18 protein-coding genes are annotated in these 17,771 nt (G+C 60.4%); 7 read left to right on the forward strand and 11 right to left on the reverse strand.

All coding sequences use genetic code 11. From position 1 onward, the window contains the following. Positions 1–6: 6 nt before the first annotated feature. The 4 genes from J2T09_RS19440 (at position 7) to J2T09_RS19455 (ending at position 4,494) form a co-directional block, all read left to right on the forward strand. Entirely contained in the window at positions 7–864 is an 858-nt protein-coding gene (locus tag J2T09_RS19440) for an MOSC domain-containing protein (RefSeq protein ID WP_306837635.1), read from the forward strand. A 207-nt stretch (positions 865–1,071) separates the two neighbouring features. Then, positions 1,072–1,968 carry a DMT family transporter gene (locus tag J2T09_RS19445; RefSeq protein WP_306837636.1) on the forward strand — a complete coding sequence of 299 codons (897 nt, stop codon included), beginning with the start codon at positions 1,072–1,074 and terminating at the stop codon, positions 1,966–1,968. A gap of 212 nt (positions 1,969–2,180) precedes the next feature. Continuing rightward, complete coding sequence (locus J2T09_RS19450) at positions 2,181–3,158, forward strand: flagellin N-terminal helical domain-containing protein (protein ID WP_306837637.1); 978 nt, start codon at positions 2,181–2,183, stop codon at positions 3,156–3,158. A 109-nt stretch (positions 3,159–3,267) separates the two neighbouring features. After that, positions 3,268–4,494, forward strand: coding sequence for an MFS transporter (locus tag J2T09_RS19455; RefSeq protein WP_306837638.1), 1,227 nt, complete (start codon positions 3,268–3,270; stop codon positions 4,492–4,494). Here the strand turns inward: J2T09_RS19455 and recO are convergent. Then, positions 4,482–5,243 carry a DNA repair protein RecO gene (gene recO / locus J2T09_RS19460; RefSeq protein ID WP_306837639.1) on the reverse strand — a complete coding sequence of 254 codons (762 nt, stop codon included), beginning with the start codon at positions 5,241–5,243 and terminating at the stop codon, positions 4,482–4,484. The genes J2T09_RS19455 and recO overlap by 13 nt on opposite strands. 193 nt (positions 5,244–5,436) lie before the next feature. On the opposite strand from recO, the gene J2T09_RS19465 reads away from it, so the two are divergent. After that, entirely contained in the window at positions 5,437–5,823 is a 387-nt protein-coding gene (locus J2T09_RS19465; protein ID WP_306837640.1) for a hypothetical protein, read from the forward strand. A gap of 161 nt (positions 5,824–5,984) precedes the next feature. On the opposite strand, the gene era is transcribed toward J2T09_RS19465, so the two are convergent. From era to rpoZ, 8 genes are all read right to left on the reverse strand, one after another. After that, positions 5,985–6,953, reverse strand: coding sequence for a GTPase Era (gene era, locus J2T09_RS19470; RefSeq protein WP_306837641.1), 969 nt, complete (start codon positions 6,951–6,953; stop codon positions 5,985–5,987). A 6-nt stretch (positions 6,954–6,959) separates the two neighbouring features. Next, complete coding sequence (gene rnc / locus J2T09_RS19475; RefSeq protein WP_306837660.1) at positions 6,960–7,679, reverse strand: ribonuclease III; 720 nt, start codon at positions 7,677–7,679, stop codon at positions 6,960–6,962. Then, complete coding sequence (lepB, locus tag J2T09_RS19480) at positions 7,676–8,425, reverse strand: signal peptidase I (protein ID WP_306837642.1); 750 nt, start codon at positions 8,423–8,425, stop codon at positions 7,676–7,678. The genes rnc and lepB overlap by 4 nt, the downstream gene beginning before the upstream one ends. A 98-nt stretch (positions 8,426–8,523) precedes the next feature. Then, positions 8,524–8,928: a holo-ACP synthase gene (gene acpS / locus J2T09_RS19485; RefSeq protein WP_306837643.1), complete on the reverse strand. Its 405-nt coding sequence runs from the start codon at positions 8,926–8,928 to the stop codon at positions 8,524–8,526. Between the two features lie 16 nt (positions 8,929–8,944). Further along, the gene (locus J2T09_RS19490) at positions 8,945–9,526 is read right to left on the reverse strand and encodes a DUF2062 domain-containing protein (protein ID WP_306837644.1); all 582 of its coding nucleotides are present in this window, start codon (positions 9,524–9,526) and stop codon (positions 8,945–8,947) included. A 72-nt stretch (positions 9,527–9,598) separates the two neighbouring features. Beyond that, entirely contained in the window at positions 9,599–9,751 is a 153-nt protein-coding gene (locus J2T09_RS19495) for a DUF3563 family protein (RefSeq protein ID WP_132273015.1), read from the reverse strand. Positions 9,752–9,941: 190 nt separating this feature from the next. Further along, positions 9,942–12,182: a RelA/SpoT family protein gene (locus J2T09_RS19500; RefSeq protein WP_306837645.1), complete on the reverse strand. Its 2,241-nt coding sequence runs from the start codon at positions 12,180–12,182 to the stop codon at positions 9,942–9,944. 153 nt (positions 12,183–12,335) lie between these two features. Further along, positions 12,336–12,734: a DNA-directed RNA polymerase subunit omega gene (rpoZ, locus tag J2T09_RS19505; protein ID WP_153353201.1), complete on the reverse strand. Its 399-nt coding sequence runs from the start codon at positions 12,732–12,734 to the stop codon at positions 12,336–12,338. 285 nt (positions 12,735–13,019) lie between these two features. Here rpoZ and J2T09_RS19510 point away from each other — a divergent pair, with 285 nt between their 5' ends. Then, a complete protein-coding gene (locus J2T09_RS19510; RefSeq protein ID WP_306837646.1) occupies positions 13,020–13,595 on the forward strand; it encodes a LabA-like NYN domain-containing protein in 576 nt (191 codons plus the stop codon). Positions 13,596–13,658: 63 nt separating this feature from the next. Here J2T09_RS19510 and smpB read toward each other — a convergent pair whose 3' ends face one another. Together smpB and dapA are read right to left on the reverse strand one after the other, a co-directional pair. Next, positions 13,659–14,135, reverse strand: coding sequence for an SsrA-binding protein SmpB (gene smpB / locus J2T09_RS19515; protein ID WP_306837647.1), 477 nt, complete (start codon positions 14,133–14,135; stop codon positions 13,659–13,661). 133 nt (positions 14,136–14,268) lie between these two features. Continuing rightward, a complete protein-coding gene (gene dapA, locus J2T09_RS19520) occupies positions 14,269–15,153 on the reverse strand; it encodes a 4-hydroxy-tetrahydrodipicolinate synthase (RefSeq protein WP_306837648.1) in 885 nt (294 codons plus the stop codon). A gap of 330 nt (positions 15,154–15,483) precedes the next feature. Between dapA and J2T09_RS19525 the strand changes: the two genes are divergently transcribed. Further along, the gene (locus J2T09_RS19525; RefSeq protein ID WP_373458524.1) at positions 15,484–17,595 is read left to right on the forward strand and encodes a lytic transglycosylase domain-containing protein; all 2,112 of its coding nucleotides are present in this window, start codon (positions 15,484–15,486) and stop codon (positions 17,593–17,595) included. Positions 17,596–17,771: the final 176 nt, after the last annotated feature.

Below are 17,771 nucleotides of genomic sequence, written 5' to 3' on the forward strand. Positions count from 1 at the left end.
CAAGGCATGCGTATCAGTGAACTCAATCATTACCCCCTGAAGAGCGGCCGCGGCATCACGCTTCAAACCGCAGAGATCACCGCGACCGGCATTCCCGGTGACCGCGTGATGATGGTGACGGGCCCGGACGGCAGTTTTTTTACCCAGCGCGACCTGCAGGCTCTGGCGCAGGTGAAAGCGGCACCGGTCGATGCATCCGGTGCGACACGGCTTGCCATTGACGGTAAGGGCGAGATCGACATCACTTTCGACACGCCGGACCGACGCCTCGATGTGGTCGTGTGGAAATCCAGCGTGTCCGCAGCCCTTGCCGACGACGTGACCAATGCCACGCTTTCAAAGTGGCTGGACCGCGATGTGCGCCTCGTCTTTTTCGACGCGCGTGCCAGCCGCACGGCCACTGCGGAATGGGCGGGCGACAATTCGCCGGTGACCTTTGCCGATGGCTATCAGGTTCTCGTCACCACCACCGGCTCGCTTGCAGCCCTCAACGCCAACATGGCGGCCAATGGCGAGGAACCGGTCGGCATGGATCGTTTTCGCCCGAATATCGTCATCGATCATGACGAACCATGGGCCGAGGACAACTGGGCGGCGATCGAGATCGGCGGCATCCGCTTCGATTTCGTAAAACCCTGCGCCCGCTGCATCATGACCACGCAGGACCAGCAGACCGGTTCGCGCGACGTGCCGAGCCCGATGTCGGCCATGGGCCGCATCCGCATGTCGGGCGACCGCCGCGTGCCCGGCCCGCTGTTCGGTTGGAATGCCGTGCCGCGCAGCACGGGCAAGGTCAGCCTCGGCGATACGGTGACGATCCTCGAGGAACGTGCGGAAGGCTGGGCGATCAAGCGCCGCGCCTGAGCGACTGCGTTACGCGGCAAAACCGCGCAATGTCGCAATTTCTGCGCAAAGCCGTACCGTTCTCGCTGCGGCGCGCTTGACCTTTGGTTGGCGTTCCTCAAGAACACCAGTGTCAGGCGGAGTGATCGACTGCCCGGCACGGGAGGGAATGATCTTCACCCTGCCCGCATGCCCGGACAAATTGTCCGAAGCCAGAGATTTTGCTCCATGACGCCTCGTACCACCGGCCTGCTCTTCGCTCTTCTGGCGGTGAGCATTTTTGCAGCTCAGGACGGTATTTCGAAACATCTGGGCACGGTCTATCCGCCGATCTTCATCACCATGATCCGCTACTGGGCCTTTGCGGGTTTCGCCCTCTTTCTGGCAAGCCGCGCCACCGGTGGTTTGAAGCAGACGACTGTTGCCAGCCGCCCTCTCCTGCAGATCACCCGTGGCGTGCTGCTGGTTTCGCAGATCGTCATTTCCGTCTTCGCGTTTTCGCGCGTTGGTCTCGCGCAAAGCCACACGATCTTTGCCGCCGCCCCTCTCGTGGTCGCCTGCCTGTCGGTGCCGATCCTCGGCGAAAAGGTCGGTTGGCGTCGCTGGACGGCGATCGGCATCGGCTTCATCGGCATTCTCCTGATCATCAATCCGCTGCACGCGAATTTCGACCTCAAGATCGTCATTCCGATGATCAGCACCACCATGTTCGCGCTCTATTCCGTTCTCACCCGTCTTGGCAGCCGGTCGGATACATCGCAGACCGCCTTCTTTTACACCGGCGTGGCCGGCGCCATCGCGATCACCTTTATCGGCCCCTTCTACTGGACGCATATCACGCTCGGTGACTGGTTCTGGATGATCGTTCTCTGCATTACCGGCATGAGCGGCCATTACCTGCTGATCCGCGCCTACTCCATGCTGGATGCCGTTGCCGTGCAGCCGATCTTCTATGTGCAGACGGTGCTCGTCTGCCTGATCGGCGTGTTTATCTTCAATGAGGTGATGACGCTCAACATGATTGCCGGCAGCATGATCGTCATCGGCGCAGGCGGCTTTACGCTTTGGCGGGAAAGCCGGCTTGGCCGCAAGCAGGCGCAAGTCGATCCGCCGGGCTCCGTCTAAGCAACGATCCATTAACCACGAAGAATAACCAATATTTCTATTTGGTTACGCGAGATATTTCGCGTTAACCATAAATGATACTTACGCACTTAAGCACACGTTAAGGTTAGCGCTCCATAAATAACACTGTCGGAAGCTTCTTCTCCGCTAACCATGCTTCGGTTGGCAGGCAAGCTGGCCGGCGTGATTATCAGTTTCGTGTAGAGCGTAGTATGTACAGCATAATCACCAATTCGGCCGCGAAAGCGGCCCTTGGAACCTTGCGTTCCATCAGTCAGGAACTGGATCAGAGCCAGAGCCGCGTGACAACCGGTTATCGTGTCGGCCACGCCTCGGACGACGCCGCCTACTGGTCGATCGCCCGCACGATGAAGTCCGACGACAAGGCGTTGTCGGCCGTGCAGGACGCGCTGAACCTTGGTGCCGCCACCATCGACATCGCCTATACGGGCCTCAGTTCCTCCATTGACGTCGTCGATGAGATCAAGGCCAAGCTGGTGGCAGCAAGCGAACCGGGCGTGGACAAGGACAAGGTCAACAAGGAGATTACCCAGCTGAAGGATCAGCTGCTGGCAATCGCCAAATCCTCGACCTTCAACGACGTCAACTGGCTGAATATCAGCGACTCGACCGATTCCACTGTCCAGGTGGTCGGCTCCTTTACCCGCGACACGAACCGCGTCGTGTCCATGCAGACGATCGATTTCGATATCTATGGCAGCGCCAGCAGCGGCAACATGTTGGCACTGATCGACGACCGCACCTCCGCCACCGGCGGCGAGGCTGGCATCCTGACCAGCACGTGGTTCGCCGATGCCGCCAGCGCCGGCAGCAACTGGGTGCTGCATGTCAACGACAGCAATTCGGCCACCGCCGTCGAAATCGAGCTCTCCGACACGACGACGAATGACGAGCTCGACGAGATGATCTCGACCGTCGACAAGATGCTGCAGCAGCTGACCAATGCCGGTGCCGATTATGGTGCGCTGAAGATGCGCGTCGATCTGCAGACCGATTTCGTCGGGGCTCTACGCGACTGGACGACAAAGGGCGTCAGCAAGCTGATCGATGCCGACATGGACGAGGAGGCAACACGGCTGAAGGCATTGCAGGCGCGCGAACAATTGACGACGCAGGCGCTGTCGATCGCCAATTCGACCCCGAGCGCCCTGCTGCAACTCTTCCAGTAACAATCACCGCAACGCATCATCAATCGTGGTGATGCGTTGCGTCAGCAAAACTCGCTTTTGCAAAGTTTCGGCCGAGTCTATTGTTGCCTCCTTATCCGGAGGATTGTTCATGGCGCCCGTCGCCCGCCCGCACCTGCCCTATCTCATCATTCTCGCCGGCTCGCTGATTGCCGTGCTGACCTTTGGCCCGCGTTCGGCCATGGGCTTTTTCCAGCTGCCCATGTTGACCGATACCGGCTGGGACCGAACCACGTTCGGGCTTGCCATGGCACTCCAGAACCTCGCCTGGGGCCTCAGCCAGCCATTTTTCGGGGCCGCGGCCGATAAATACGGCACCGGTCGCGTGCTCGTTCTCTCCGGCCTCATCTATGCCGCCGGCCTGCTGATGATGTCGCATGCCGCCTCTCCCTTGTGGCTGCATATCGGCGGCGGCGTGCTGGTGGGGCTTGGCGTCGGCGCCGGTTCGTTCGGCACCATTCTCTCCGCCTTCGCCCGCAATGTCACGCCACAGCAGCGCTCGATGGCATTCGGCATCGGCACAGCAGCGGGTTCGGCCGGCATGTTCCTTTTCGCACCGCTCAGCCAGGCGCTGATCACCAATTACGGCTGGTCGGACAGTCTCGTCATCATGGGCGCGCTGATGCTGCTCGTGCCTCTGCTCGCCTACCCGCTGCGCGGCAATTCCTCCTCCGGCACGCAATCACAGGCGCAGTTCAAGCAGAGCGCCGGCGAAGCTCTGCGCGAAGCCTTTGGACACAAGAGCTACCTTCTGCTGACCTCCGGCTTTTTCGTCTGCGGTTTCCAGGTGGCTTTCATCACCGCGCATTTCCCGGCCTATCTCGGTGATATCGGCATTGATGCCAAGTACGCGGTCATCGCCATGGCGCTGATCGGTTTCTTCAACATTGCCGGTTCGCTTGCCGCCGGCGTCATCGGCCAGCGTTATTCGAAACCCTATTTCCTCGCCTACATCTATATCGGCCGCTCGATCGCCGTGACGGCGTTTCTGCTCCTGCCGCAATCACCGACCTCGGTGATCATCTTCGCGATCGTCATGGGGCTTTTGTGGCTTTCCACCGTGCCGCCGACCAACGGCCTCGTCGCCATCATGTTCGGCACGCGCCATCTCGGCATGCTGGGCGGTATCGTCTTCCTGTCGCATCAGGTTGGCTCGTTCCTCGGCGTGTGGATGGGCGGCGCGCTCTATGACCGTTTCGGCTCCTATGACATCGTCTGGTGGCTGGGCGTGGTCATGGGCCTTTTTGCCGCCGTCGTGCACTGGCCAATCCGCGAAAAGCCGGTGGATCGACCCGAGGTCGCCGCTCAGCCGGCCTGAGACAGCCGGTCCTCTTCCAGCCTGGCAATCGCCTTTAACGCCGCCTGCACGAAACCGTCGCGGGCGGCGTTTTCCGTTAACCCGCGCGGTTCGTAGACATGGCGATGCAGAAAGAAGCCGGTCAGGCGAAAGGCTTCCGCCATCGTGTCGCGGCTGGCGGATTTCTGCACCCCCTGCCCCAAAAAGCCGGGTAGCGCCAGCATGCGGTCCGCATAGGGCGCACCGGCATCACGCGAAACGGCCTTGCCGCTTTTCGGCGACACATAAACCAGTTCGTCACGGCGGCCGGTGGCGGCGCATTCGGACAGGTCGAGCCCGTACCCAAGATCGTTCAGCACAGCCAGTTCGAAGCGCACAAAAAGCTCGCCGGCATCGGCCGGATCGTCCATGTGTTCGAGGATGACATCGAGCGCCTCATACAGATGCGGATGCGGATCGCGTTCCGGCAGTAGCCGCAAAAGCGCGCCCATGGCCTGCACACCGTAGACGGCGGTGGCCGTTTCCATCAGCCGGGCGGCGCGCAGGCGCACCGGCTCCACCTTGAACTCGCCGAGATGTTCATCCAGCCGCGCCCGCCAGACGACTTCGATACGGTTGCCGGGCTGCAGCACCGGCTGCATACTGCGCGAACGACCACCACGCACCATGCCGAGATGGCGGCCGCGATCGCGCGTCATCACCTCGACGAGCACGCTGCTTTCGCCGTGCCGCCGAACGCCCAGAATGATCGCTTCGCTCTGCCACTGCATGGATTGCTATTTCGGCTCCTGAAAATCCGATTCCAGTTTAGGCGATAAGTGCCCCGGAAAGAACTGTTTTCGGGCGGGCGGTGTGGCGCTTCTGTTGCGGGCAAAATCTTGCGGCCGTCTCACGGAACCAATTGCCATGCTTGCGTGTTCCAGCGGAAACAGAATTTCCGAACAAAATCTCAAGGGAGATTTCATGAAATACGCTCTCGCCGCCGCCCTCATGCTGGTTCCATCGGTCATGCTGGTTTCGACACCGGCGGCCGCCCAGTCAAAGGAGCTGGAAAACGCCTGCGTCAACGTCGCCAAGAACTTCCTGATGACGCCGGTTCTGGCCACCGGCACGGTCCAGTCGTTCCCGGAACTCGATCCGCCGGGCGCCCGCCTGACCTATTCGACGCGTGACAATCCCAAGCCGAACGACTTTACCAACACGATCGACTGCCAGTTCGACAAGGCAACCGCGCCGATCGGCCTGACAAAATTCTGCATTTCGACGACCTGTTATTCGGCGGATGAGCAGGACCCGGACAATCGTCGTCGTTATCTGGAAATCAAGGCGCTGATGGATCGGAAGAAGTAAGCGCGCCACCACCGCAGCGCCGGTTTTTCGGGTACCGCCCACACCAACCGTCGTCATCCTCGGGCTTGTCCCGAGGATCTGCTGAGCATCATTATCGGCGTGATTAGATCCTCGGGACAAGCCCGAGGATGACGGAAGTGGACATAATCGCCCAACAGCCTTTACGACCTCGGGAACTCAAGCCCCATCTCGCGGAAACGTTCCGGGTCATCGCCCCAGTTCTCGCGCACCTTCACGAACAGGAAGAGATGAACCGGCTGCTCGAGGATTTCCGACAGTTCCCTGCGGGACGCGGTTGAAATCGCCTTGATGGCCTCGCCGTTCTTGCCGAGTGCGATCTTCTTCTGGCTCTCGCGCTCCACATAGATGACCTGTTCGATACGAACCGAACCGTCCTTCTTTTCTTCCCACTTCTCCGTCTCGACGTGAGAGGCGTAGGGCAGTTCCTGATGCAGGCGCAAAAACAGCTTTTCGCGGGTGATTTCGGCCGCGAGCTGGCGCATCGGCAGGTCGGAAATCTGGTCTTCCGGGTAATACCACGGGCCTTCCGGCAGGCGTTTTGCCAGGAAATCCATAAGGTCGTCGCAGCCGGAACCGGTCGTCGCAGACACCATGAAGGTTTGTTCGAAGGCGACGGTTTCGTTGGCACGCGCGGCCAGCTTCAACAAATCTTCCGGGCGAACGCGGTCAATCTTGTTGAGCACCAGAATTTTTGGCTGCTGCACATCCTTCAGGCCTTCGAGGATGGTTTCCGCGTCACCACGGATACCGCGCTCGCTGTCGACCAGAAGCAGGATCAGGTCGGCATCCTTGGCGCCGCCCCAGGCGGATGTCACCATGGCGCGATCAAGACGACGACGCGGCTTGAAGATGCCGGGCGTGTCCATGAATACGATCTGGGCGTTGTCGTGGATGGCGATGCCGCGCACGATGGCGCGCGTCGTCTGCACCTTGTGGCTGACGATCGACACCTTTGCGCCGACAAGGCGGTTCAAAAGCGTCGACTTGCCGGCATTGGTGGCGCCGATCAGCGCGACAAAGCCGGAATGGGTCGGGCCAGCCTGCATTTCATCGGAATGCGTTTCGGCTGCCGGCTCATGGCCAGCGTTGTTGTCTTCGTGTTCGGTCATCGGTCCTCAGCCTTCGGCAGGGTTCTTCTGCCAGACGCCTTCGCGTTCGAGCATTTTTGTGGCAGCCACCTGTTCGGCAGCGCGTTTGGAACGGTCTACGCCAGTTTCGGGCGCAACGCCATTCACTTCGACCGTCACGGTAAAGCGCGGGTCATGATCGGGGCCGGAACGGTCGTCGATCCGGTAGGATGGTGTGAGCGCAAATTTCGCATGCGCCCATTCCTGCAATTCGGTTTTGGCATCGCGGCGGGCAGCTTCGGCGCGGGTGGCGCGCTCGCCCCAGTGACGCTCGATAAAACGACGAGCGGCTTCCAGCCCGCCATCGAGATAAAGTGCTGCGATCAGGCTTTCCACCACATCGGCGCGCACGTTCAGCATGCGCTTGCCGGTGAGCTTCTTCACGTCCGCGCCGGTGCGCACGAAACGGTGCAGTTCCAGCTCATCGGCCACGGAAGCACAGCTGTCGGCGCTGACCAGCTGGTTCAGACGCACCGAAAGCTCGCCTTCGGTTGCGGTCTTGAAGGTGCGGAACAGCAGTTCGGCCACACAAAGGCCGAGCACGCGGTCGCCCAGAAATTCCAGGCGCTCGTAATTGGCATTCTTGGCGGTGCCGGTGCTGGCATGCGTCAGCGCCCGGTCCAGCCATTGTTTTTCGGAAAAGACGTGCCCGACAATGCTTTCCAGCTTCGCCTTTTCATCCGCCGAAAGCGTCGCCGGCTTCATCAGTTGACGACCTTGAACAGGCGATCCCAACGCATGTTGGCTGGCCATTTCCAGAATTCGCGGAAGGACGTGTCGTTGCCGAGCGAGAAGAAGATCACGCTGGCGCGGCCGACAAGGTTTTCGGCCGGCACGTAACCGACGTCGAAACGGCTGTCGAGCGAGTTGTCGCGGTTGTCGCCCATGAAGAAATAATGGCCTTCCGGCACAACGAATTCGCGGGTGTTGTCACCGCGCGAGACCGGCGACTGGTCAAGCGTATCGAAGGTCACGCCATTGTCGAAGGTTTCGCGGAAGACCGGAACGTCGGAGCCGGGATCGAGGCGGTAATCGGAGGTGAACGTGCCATCCTGCACTTTCGGTACCGGCTGGCCGTTGATCTGCAATACGCCGTTGATCATCTGGACGCGATCGCCCGGAAGGCCGACGAGACGCTTGATATAGTCGATCTCCGGCTGCTGCGGCAGGCGGAAGACGATGACATCGCCGCGCTTCGGCTCGTTGAACTCGAGGATACGGCCATCGAACAGATCCGGCGAGAACGGCAGCGAATATTTCGAATAACCGTAGGCGAACTTGTTGACGAAGATATAGTCGCCCACCAGCAGCGTCGGCATCATCGAGCCTGACGGAATGGTGAAGGGCTGGAACAGGACGGTCCGGATGACCATGGCGAGCAACAGGGCCTGGATGATGACCTTGATGTTTTCCCAAAGAGCATTCTGCGGCTTTGCTTCGGCGGTGTTCGACACTGAGGACGTCTTTCTTTTATGGCTTTCCGGCGCGCCCATCAGGCGTAGCCGCTTTCTCTAAACCCTTCGCCAATCGGCGGCAATGGCTCAAATCGGATTCAATCTTCTGCCGGCAAGGCCTCGATGATCACGAAAGCCTGTGCATAAGGATATTCGTCGGTGATGGTGAGGTGAATGACGGGCTTGTGACCGGCCGGCATCATCGCCGCCAGCCGTTCTCCGGCGCCATTGGTGAGTTTCATCGTCGGCTTGCCGCCCGGCAGATTGACGACGCCCATGTCCCGCCAGAACACGCCGTGGGCGATGCCCGTGCCGAGCGCCTTGGAACAGGCTTCCTTGGCGGCGAAGCGTTTTGCATAGGAGGCGGCCCGGTTCTTGCGACCATCGGACTTCGCACGTTCGACCTCGGTGAACACCCGGTTCGTGAACCGCTCTCCAAAACGTTCGATGGATTTTTCCACGCGCCTGATGTCGATGAGGTCACTGCCCATGCCAATGATCATTGCTGTCGTCTCCTCATCAAATGCCTGCCTTGGCGATGCCGTGCAATCGTGCCGCCATACGCTCGCGTCTGCGGGCGCGAAACCTTCTCACACCCATATAGGTCGCGGCGTAAACGACAAGACCACAGAAAAGTGCGGGTGGAACACAGCCGATCAGCATGGGCTTGAGCACCGGCTGCCAAAGCTCGGCAAAATGCAGGGTCCGCACGAGCTCCGCAAGATCCACCTGCTTGCCGGCAACCTGTCCCGTTTCACCACCGGGATGCCCGAGCATGTAATGCCCGATTTCCCAGCTGGCCGACCAGATGAGCGGAAATGTCAGGGGATTGGCGACAAGCGTGCCAAGGGCTGCGGCAACCAGACTGCCGCGCAAAATGAAGGCAAGTGCGATGGCGAGCGGGATGTGAAAACCGAGAAACGGTGTCCAGCCGATCATGACGCCGGCGGCAATTCCGGCCGCGACCGCATAGGGCGAGGCGCTGATGCGTGCCGCCCGCAATCCGTAATAACGGAGGTTTCTGGTCAATCCCTTGCGGGGCCAGACGGCATTGCGGATCTTTTCAGCCCATCCGGCAGGGCTTCGGCGACGAAACGGCATGGATCAGCATCTAGGACGACAGCTGACAAAAGCCAAGAGCGGCGCGGTGACGCGCCGCTGCGATCATCTCAATCAGAGGCCCTTGCGGAACATGCCGCGGTCAACCTGACGCATGCGGTATTCCAGCTCGATGGCATCGTTGGACTCGTTGAGGTATGCCATTTCACGCTCCTGTACCGACGGGGCGCGAAGGGCGCGGGCAAACTGGCGAAGTGGCTTGAACATCTCTTTAGTTCCTTGGGGTCCTTGGTTTGGATGTCCATTAGATACGGCTTTTCAATCGATTTTACCAACGCTACGGCGATGCGGCAGCCATGCACTGAATGCATGACGACTTAATGAGGCGTTTGCGCCTGCGCATGAAATGGGCAAAAAACAAACATGAAGGCGCGCGAAATCGTCGCACGCCGTATTTTTAGTCGTAGATACGGCGAACACTCGACACGACATCCAGATCCTTCACCTGGGTCAGCAGCTGATTGAGCTGGCGCACATCCCAGACCTCGACCTCCATCTCGATCTCGGAGAAATCGGCGGCACGGCTGCTGCCCATCTTGAGGGTGCGGATGTTGATATCGAGATTGGCCACCGCCTGCGCGACGGTTGCGAGCGTACCCGGCTCGTTGATCGTGTTGAAGAACACGCGGGCGAGGAAACGCGACTTGTTGGCCTCGTCGATATCCCAGCGCACATCGATCCAGCTTTCCGGCTGCTCATCGAAACGCTGCAGGGCAGACGCCTGGATCGGGTAGATGGTGATGCCCTTGCCTTTTTCCATGATGCCGACGATGCGGTCACCCGGAACTGCGCCTGCCGGGGCGAACTGAACCGGCAGGTTGCCGGAAAGACCACGGATCGGCAGCGGTTCAGGTCCGGAGCCATCCTGCACGCTGGCGGCAGCCGCCTGTTCGGCGGTGCGAGGCGCGCCCGGAAGCTTGAACATCATGCCCTGGGCGCTCTGCATGTTGAACCAGCCCTGATCGGCGGACGGCTTTATGGTGGTGCGCTCGTCCTTGTAATCCGGGAAAACGGCGCGCACGACATCGAGCGAGGAAAGCTCGCCACGCCCGACAGCCGCAACCGCATCCTCGACATCCTTGTGACCAAGGCGGAACAGCGCAGGCTTTAGCGCATCCTTGGAAAAGGTTTTTCCCGCGCGTTCAAAAGTGCGCTCCAGAATGCGGTGGCCGAGGCCGGAATATTGCTTGCGGATGGCCATGCGGGTGGCGCGACGGATGGCGGCGCGCGCCTTGCCGGTAACGACGATTTCTTCCCAGGCGGCGGGCGGCACCTGCACGCCGGAACGGATCACCTCCACTTCATCACCATTCGACAGGCGGGTGACGAGCGGCATGATGCTGCCGTTGATCTTGGCACCGACGGTGGTGTCGCCGATATCCGTGTGGACGGCATAGGCAAAGTCGATCGGGGTCGCGCCACGCGGCAGCGCGATCAGCTTGCCTTTCGGTGTGAAGCAGAAAACCTGATCCTGGAACAGCTCGAGCTTGGTATGTTCGAGGAACTCTTCCGGGTTGTCGCCTTCGGCCAGCTGTTCGATGGTGCGGCGCAGCCAGGAATAGGCGTTACTCTCCTTCGACAAAAGCTCGCCATCGCTGCCGACGCCATCCTTGTAAAGCGCATGCGCGGCAATGCCGAATTCGGCGATTTCGTGCATGCGCCGCGTGCGGATCTGCAGCTCGATACGCTGGCGTGACGGGCCGACGATCGTGGTGTGCAGCGAACGGTAATCGTTCTGCTTCGGCGTGGAGATATAGTCCTTGAACCTGCCAGGCACGACACGCCAGCGCGTATGAACGATGCCGAGCGCACGATAACAATCCGACAGTTCGGACACGAACAGGCGAAAACCGTAGACATCCGACAGCTGCTCGAAGGACAGCGACTTGGACTGCATCTTGCGGAAAACGGAATACGGCTTTTTCTGCCGGCCCTTCACCGTTGCATCGGTCAACCCCTGCGCGACCAGAAGCTCGCGCAACTCGTCCTCGATCTTGGCGACGAGACCTTCATTGCGGCCGGACAGTTCGGCCAGCCGCCCGGTGACGGTCTCATACGCTTCCGGGTTGATATGCTGGAAGGACAGATCCTCCAGTTCCTCGCGCATATCCTGCATACCCATGCGGCCGGCAAGCGGCGCATAGATATCCATCGTCTCTTCGGAAATGCGGGCGCGCTTGTCCGCCGCCATATGGTCGAGCGTGCGCATGTTGTGCAGGCGGTCGGCCAGCTTGACCAAGAGCACGCGCACGTCATCGGAAATGGCGAGGAGCAGCTTGCGCAGGTTTTCGGCCTGCTTGGCTTTTTTGGAAACCAGATCAAGCCGCTTGAGCTTGGTCAGACCTTCGACCAGACGGCCGATATCCTCGCCAAAAAGCTCGTCGATTTCGGCGCGGGTGGCCGTCGTATCCTCGATCGTATCGTGCAGCAGCGCGACGGCGATGGTCGACTCGTCGAGATGCATGTCGGTAAGGATGGCGGCAACTTCCAGCGGATGCGAAATATAGGGGTCGCCGCTGGCACGCTTCTGCAGGCCATGCTTCTGCATGGCGTAAACATAGGCCTTGTTGAGAAGAGCTTCGTTCGCATCGGGCTTGTAACGCTGGACCCGCTCGACGAGCTCGTATTGCCGCATCATTCTGGAACCGGTCCCTCGATATGCCCCCCACGTGAGATAAAGGGGGAGAAACGAAAAATGGCGCGCCGATCGGTGGACCGGCGCAGCCATCAAGAGAAGATATTCAGATTGGGGCAAGACAATGAACAGTCCCTGCCCCTGATCCGATCAATCTTAGTAATCGTCGCTCTTTTCCGGCGGCACGAGGCCTTCGATACCGGCCAGCAGTTCTTCTTCCGACATCTGGTCGAAATTGACGGCTTCCGGAGCGTCTTCTTCCTCGATGCCATCACCGGCAGCATTGGCAGCGATGAGGCTCGACGGATCGGGTTCCGGCTCGTCCACTTCCACATGCTTCTGCAGCGAGTGGATCAGGTCTTCCTTCAGGTCGTCCGGCGACAGGGTTTCGTCGGCGATCTCGCGCAGAGCCACGACAGGGTTCTTGTCGTTGTCGCGATCGATGGTGATCGAGGCGCCCTGCGAGATCTGGCGGGCACGATGGCTGGCGAGCAGGACGAGCTCGAAGCGGTTGTCAACTTTGTCGATGCAATCTTCTACGGTGACGCGGGCCATTGCCTGTCCTTCTTGATTGGTCTTTCAGGGATTGACACGCCCGATACAGGCATTGCCGGCAAAATTCAAGTTTTTGTTGACATGGGTGGTGCGCGCGCTGGCCGCAACTCACGACAATTATCTTATGACCACAAATGGTGCTTGGAATCCCGGGCGCGTCAGCATAAATCACTTTTATATCACCATTACGTAATGTAACACTTATTCTTGCGGATCAAGCTACAAATCGCGTAAACCGGATTGTTGGCCGATCCCGCCACGTATTTTTAAGGGAGTGGAGGTTTAATGTTCGACCCTAGGGAGAAGATTGCGCTTTTTATAGACGGCGCGAATCTTTACGCAGCTTCAAAAAGCCTCGGCTTCGATATTGACTATCGTAAGCTGCTGAAGGCTTTTCAGAAGCGCGGCTATCTCCTGCGCGCCTATTATTACACAGCTCTGATCGAAGATCAGGAATACTCGTCCATCCGCCCGTTGATCGACTGGCTCGACTATAACGGCTACAAGGTCATCACCAAACCGGCCAAGGAATTCACGGATTCCATGGGTCGCCGCAAGGTGAAGGGCAATATGGACATAGAGCTGGCAATCGACGCCATGGAGCAATCGGAGACCGCTGACCATTTGGTCATCTTCTCCGGAGACGGCGATTTCACGACGCTGGTGGAGGCCCTTCAGCGCAAGGGCCGCAAAGTTTCCGTCGTTTCGACGATGGCAACCCAGCCACCGATGATCGCCGACGACCTGCGCCGCCAGGCCGACCACTTCATCGACCTTTCGTCGCTGAGAGCCGAAATCGGACGCGATCCGTCCGAACGGCCACAGCGCCCGGTCGAACCGGTGGAACCCGCCGAACTTTAAGAAAACAGAAGCCGCGCCCCTCACCGGAACGCGGCTTTTTCCATTGAGACGGACGGGAAAGGATCAACCCGTCTTCAGCAACCGCGACTTCTGCCTGTTCCAGTCGCGTTCCTTCTCGGTCTCGCGCTTGTCGTGCAGCTTCTTGCCCTTGGCGAGCGCCAGCTCCAGCTTCGCCCGGCCCTTTTCGTTGAAATAGATTTTGAGCGGCACAAGCGTCATGCCTTCGCGGTTGATGCCGGCGCGCAGGCGGCTGATCTCGCGTTTGGACAGAAGCAGTTTTCTGCGACGGCGCGGCTCGTGGTTGAAGCGGTTGGCCTGCAGATATTCCGGCAGATGGCTGTTGATCAGCCAGATTTCGTCACCCTCGTCAGAGGCATAGGATTCAGCGATATTGGCCTTGCCTTCGCGCAGCGATTTTACCTCGGTGCCGGTCAGCACCAGGCCCGCTTCATAGGTATCGACGATCTCGTAGTTGAACCGCGCCTTGCGGTTTTCCGCCACGATCTTGTTGACTGTGCGCTGGCTGCCTCTGGGTGCCATGAGAATGCTTCCGTGTCGCCCTTTTGAAATGATAGTCCCCGGCCTTGGGCACAGACCGGGGTTCTTGTTCTCATATCTAGTGCTTGCCGTGCCGAATGTGAAGCGCCGCCGTTCAGCGACGCTTCGGCAGGCCTCAGTTCAAGAGGCCCGCATGACGCAGGGCTGCATCGATTGCCGCTTCCGTTGCCGGCTCCAGCGTCGACATCAGCGGCGAGCGCACCGTGCGGTTCATGCCGCGCGTGCGGCTGAGCGCATATTTGGCGCCGCACAGGCCCGGTTCCAGGAAGATCGCCTTGTGCAGCGGCATCAGGCGGTCCTGAAACTCCAGCGCCCTGGCAAAATCGCCGGCAGCGGTTGCTGCCTGGAATTCGGCGCAGAGACGCGGCGCGACGTTTGCCGTCACCGAAATGCAGCCGACGCCGCCATGGGCGTTGAACCCGAGCGCGGTTGCATCCTCACCCGACAACTGCACGAAATCCTTGCCGCAGGTGATGCGCTGCTCCGACACGCGTTCGATCTTGCCGGTCGCATCCTTGACGCCAACAATGTTCTTGTGCGCCTTGACCAGCGCACCCATGGTTTCCGGGCTCATGTCGATGACCGAGCGCGGCGGGATGTTGTAAATGATGATCGGCAGTTTCGTCGCTTCGGCAACGGCCGAAAAATGCGCGAACAGGCCCTTCTGGGTTGGCTTGTTGTAATAGGGCGTAACGACGAGAATGGCGTCGGCGCCTGCCTTTTCCGCATGCACGGCAAGCTCGATCGATTCCCGCGTGTTGTTGGAACCGGCGCCGGCGATGACCGGCACGCGGCCGCCTGCAGCCTCGATACAGAGTTCGACGACGCGGTTATGTTCGGCATGCGTCAAGGTCGGCGATTCGCCCGTGGTGCCGACGGGCACAAGACCGCTGCTCCCTTCGGTGATCTGCCAATCCACATGGTCCGCAAAGGCCTGCTCGTCGACCGCGCCCTCCGTCGTGAACGGGGTGACAAGAGCGGGCATCGATCCCTTGAACATGCAAAAACTCTCCTCGGCGGCCTCTGAATCTCTCGCGATCCATGCTTCGGCCCTAATCCAATTTTATAGGCAATATCCTATTCGGCGGGCACCATAGATTGCTGTCGATCCGCCGACAAGCGCAGCCATGACGCTTTCGTGACGCAACCGCGAGGGAAAAGCACGCATTTGCCGGAATACGGTAAGGAATCGTTAATCGGGCTGGACCCTAATCGACAGGATACCGGATTACGTATGACAGCACGTGATCCGACAAGGATATGAGGATTTGCCGAAGCTGCCGACGGGGCGGTCAAGACAGTTTCAGGCCCAAAAGTTCGTGGACGGTGAATGAGAAAAAATGTTCTGATCCTGGCAGGCCTCGGCCTCGGATTGACCGCTGGCCTTTTCGACCTGCGCATGAGCATGGCTGCGCCCTTGCCGGAAGGCCCGGTGCCACTGCCTTTTGTCAAACCGGGCGCCCCCCTGTCGAGAGCGCCTGCCCCGGCCCCCATGACAGCGCCCGACATTACCGGCTCGATCCCCTCGCCTTCGCTGCCGCAAAGGGGCGGTCGCCTCGGTGTCGTCAGCCAGCTGAAAACCGGCCTTGATGCGCTTTCCGCCCGTGATGCCGGCACAGCCATTGCCACCCGCAACAGCCTGCCGGCCGGTTCGCTTGATCGCCAGATCCTGACTTGGGCGATCGCGACCTCCGGCCTCAATGGCGTGCCCTCCTTCGAGATCGCCAATGCCCAGCGCGAATTGCGCGGCTGGCCGGGTCTCACCCGCCTGCGCGCCAATTCCGAGCGCGCGCTTTACCGCGAAAACCCGGCTCCGGCCGCCGTGCTTGCCGCCTTCGGCAACAGCGCGGCAGAAACGCCGGAAGGCGCCATCATCCTCGCCCGTGCACTGGTTACTTCCGGTGACAGCAAACGCGCGGCGACCGTGCTGCGCACGATCTGGACCGGCGAAGCGCTGGACAAGGGCACGGAGGACCGGATCCTCAAGGAATTTTCCGCTCTTCTCTCCACGGCCGACCACAAGGCCCGCATGGATTACCTGATGTACCGTGGTCGCACGGCACAGGCCGAGCGGTTCGGCAATCTCGGCCGCGCGCAGTCGCTTTACAAGGCATGGGCAGCCGTTGCCACAAAGGCCAAAAACGCCGACCAGTTGCTGCAAATGGCCTCCGCCAACTGGAGCAAGGACCCGGCCCATATCTTCGCGACGATCGAAAACCTGCGCCATCAGGACCGTTACCGCGAGGCAGCTGCCCTGCTCGACAAGGCGCCGCGTGACGCCACCCGCCTCGTCAACGGTGGCGAATGGTGGAACGAGCGCCGCATCATCGCCCGCGGCCTAGCCGACAAGGGTGATTTTTCGGAGGCCTATCGTGTTGCCTCGCGCCACACGGCAACTGCCGCCACCGATATCGTTGACGCGGAATTCCACGCCGGCTGGTACGCCTTGCGCGCGCTCAAGAACCCGACGGTTGCCGAAAAACATTTTCGCGTCATCCTGAACACTTCTACGCGGCCGCTTTCCGCTTCGCGTGCGCTCTATTGGCTTGGCCGTTCCGCAGAAGCCGGCGGCCCAGGAAAATCGGCGGATTTCTATCGTCAGGCCGCGCAATATTCCGGAACGTTTTATGGCCAGCTGGCGGCGGCGAAACTTGGCACCAAGGTGTTGAACGTTTCCTACCCCTCGCCGACCGACGCAGATCGCCGCAATTTCGAAAACCGCGAGGTGGTTCGCGCCATCGACCGGCTGGATGCGGCCGGCCACGACAGCCGCGCAAACGCGCTGTACCGCGCCCTTGCCGACGAGATTTCCAGCCCGGGCGAACTCGCCATCCTGACCGCACGCGCCGAAAAGAACGGCGACCATGCGCTGTCGCTCGCCATCGGCAAATCCGCCTTCGCACGCGGCATCGAGGTGGCGGCACTGGCCTATCCGACCGGCGTCATCCCCTCTTCGGCAAACATTGCCGGCTCCGGCAAGGCGCTCGCCTATGCCATCGCCCGCCAGGAAAGCGCGTTCAATCCGGCGGCAATCTCGCCGGCCGATGCGCGCGGCCTTTTGCAGATCCTGCCCGGTACGGCCAAGGGCGTCGCCGGCCGCCACGGCATCACCTATGCCGCCGCCAAACTCACCACCGATGCCGGTTACAACGCCACACTGGGCGCCCATTATCTCGGCGAACAGATCGACAGCTTTGGCGGTTCCTACATCCTCACCTTCATCGCCTACAATGCCGGCCCGCGCCGCGTGCCGGACTGGATTGCCCGATACGGCGACCCGCGCGGCAAATCGCTGGATGAGGTGGTGGACTGGATCGAGCGCATCCCCTTCCCCGAAACCCGCAATTACGTACAGCGGGTGATGGAGAATTATCAGGTCTACAAGACGCGCCTCGGCCAGACGGCAGATATCGAGGACGATCTACGGTTCGGCCGCCGGTAACGGCGCCGGAACACCGGCGAAAGTTCAGGCCACGACCTCTTGTCACAAATGCAAAAAGCCCGCGGAGATGATCCGCGGGCTTCAGACTGCTGACAAACCCCGTCATTTTTTGGCGGGGTTTTGTTTTATGCGAACCACCGGGTTTGCCGGCCGCGTTCGAATGAGGCAATGAAGAT

The organism is Neorhizobium huautlense, from assembly GCF_030811685.1.
Classification (GTDB): Bacteria; Pseudomonadota; Alphaproteobacteria; order Rhizobiales; family Rhizobiaceae; genus Neorhizobium; species Neorhizobium huautlense_A.

Excerpts from the sequence above, each read along its gene's own strand:
- era (WP_306837641.1), bottom strand. The coding sequence starts at position 6,953 with ATGACCGAACACGAAGACAACAACGCTGGCCATGAGCCGGCAGCCGAA.
- acpS (WP_306837643.1), bottom strand. The coding sequence starts at position 8,928 with ATGATCATTGGCATGGGCAGTGACCTCATCGACATCAGGCGCGTGGAA.
- J2T09_RS19510 (WP_306837646.1), top strand. The coding sequence starts at position 13,020 with ATGTTCGACCCTAGGGAGAAGATTGCGCTTTTTATAGACGGCGCGAAT.
- rpoZ (WP_153353201.1), bottom strand. The coding sequence starts at position 12,734 with ATGGCCCGCGTCACCGTAGAAGATTGCATCGACAAAGTTGACAACCGC.
- recO (WP_306837639.1), bottom strand. The coding sequence starts at position 5,243 with ATGCAGTGGCAGAGCGAAGCGATCATTCTGGGCGTTCGGCGGCACGGC.
- J2T09_RS19490 (WP_306837644.1), bottom strand. The coding sequence starts at position 9,526 with ATGCCGTTTCGTCGCCGAAGCCCTGCCGGATGGGCTGAAAAGATCCGC.
- J2T09_RS19440 (WP_306837635.1), top strand. The coding sequence starts at position 7 with ATGCGTATCAGTGAACTCAATCATTACCCCCTGAAGAGCGGCCGCGGC.
- J2T09_RS19495 (WP_132273015.1), bottom strand. The coding sequence starts at position 9,751 with ATGTTCAAGCCACTTCGCCAGTTTGCCCGCGCCCTTCGCGCCCCGTCG.
- smpB (WP_306837647.1), bottom strand. The coding sequence starts at position 14,135 with ATGGCACCCAGAGGCAGCCAGCGCACAGTCAACAAGATCGTGGCGGAA.
- J2T09_RS19525 (WP_373458524.1), top strand. The coding sequence starts at position 15,484 with ATGAGAAAAAATGTTCTGATCCTGGCAGGCCTCGGCCTCGGATTGACC.
- J2T09_RS19450 (WP_306837637.1), top strand. The coding sequence starts at position 2,181 with ATGTACAGCATAATCACCAATTCGGCCGCGAAAGCGGCCCTTGGAACC.
- J2T09_RS19465 (WP_306837640.1), top strand. The coding sequence starts at position 5,437 with ATGAAATACGCTCTCGCCGCCGCCCTCATGCTGGTTCCATCGGTCATG.
- dapA (WP_306837648.1), bottom strand. The coding sequence starts at position 15,153 with ATGTTCAAGGGATCGATGCCCGCTCTTGTCACCCCGTTCACGACGGAG.
- J2T09_RS19445 (WP_306837636.1), top strand. The coding sequence starts at position 1,072 with ATGACGCCTCGTACCACCGGCCTGCTCTTCGCTCTTCTGGCGGTGAGC.
- J2T09_RS19500 (WP_306837645.1), bottom strand. The coding sequence starts at position 12,182 with ATGATGCGGCAATACGAGCTCGTCGAGCGGGTCCAGCGTTACAAGCCC.
- J2T09_RS19455 (WP_306837638.1), top strand. The coding sequence starts at position 3,268 with ATGGCGCCCGTCGCCCGCCCGCACCTGCCCTATCTCATCATTCTCGCC.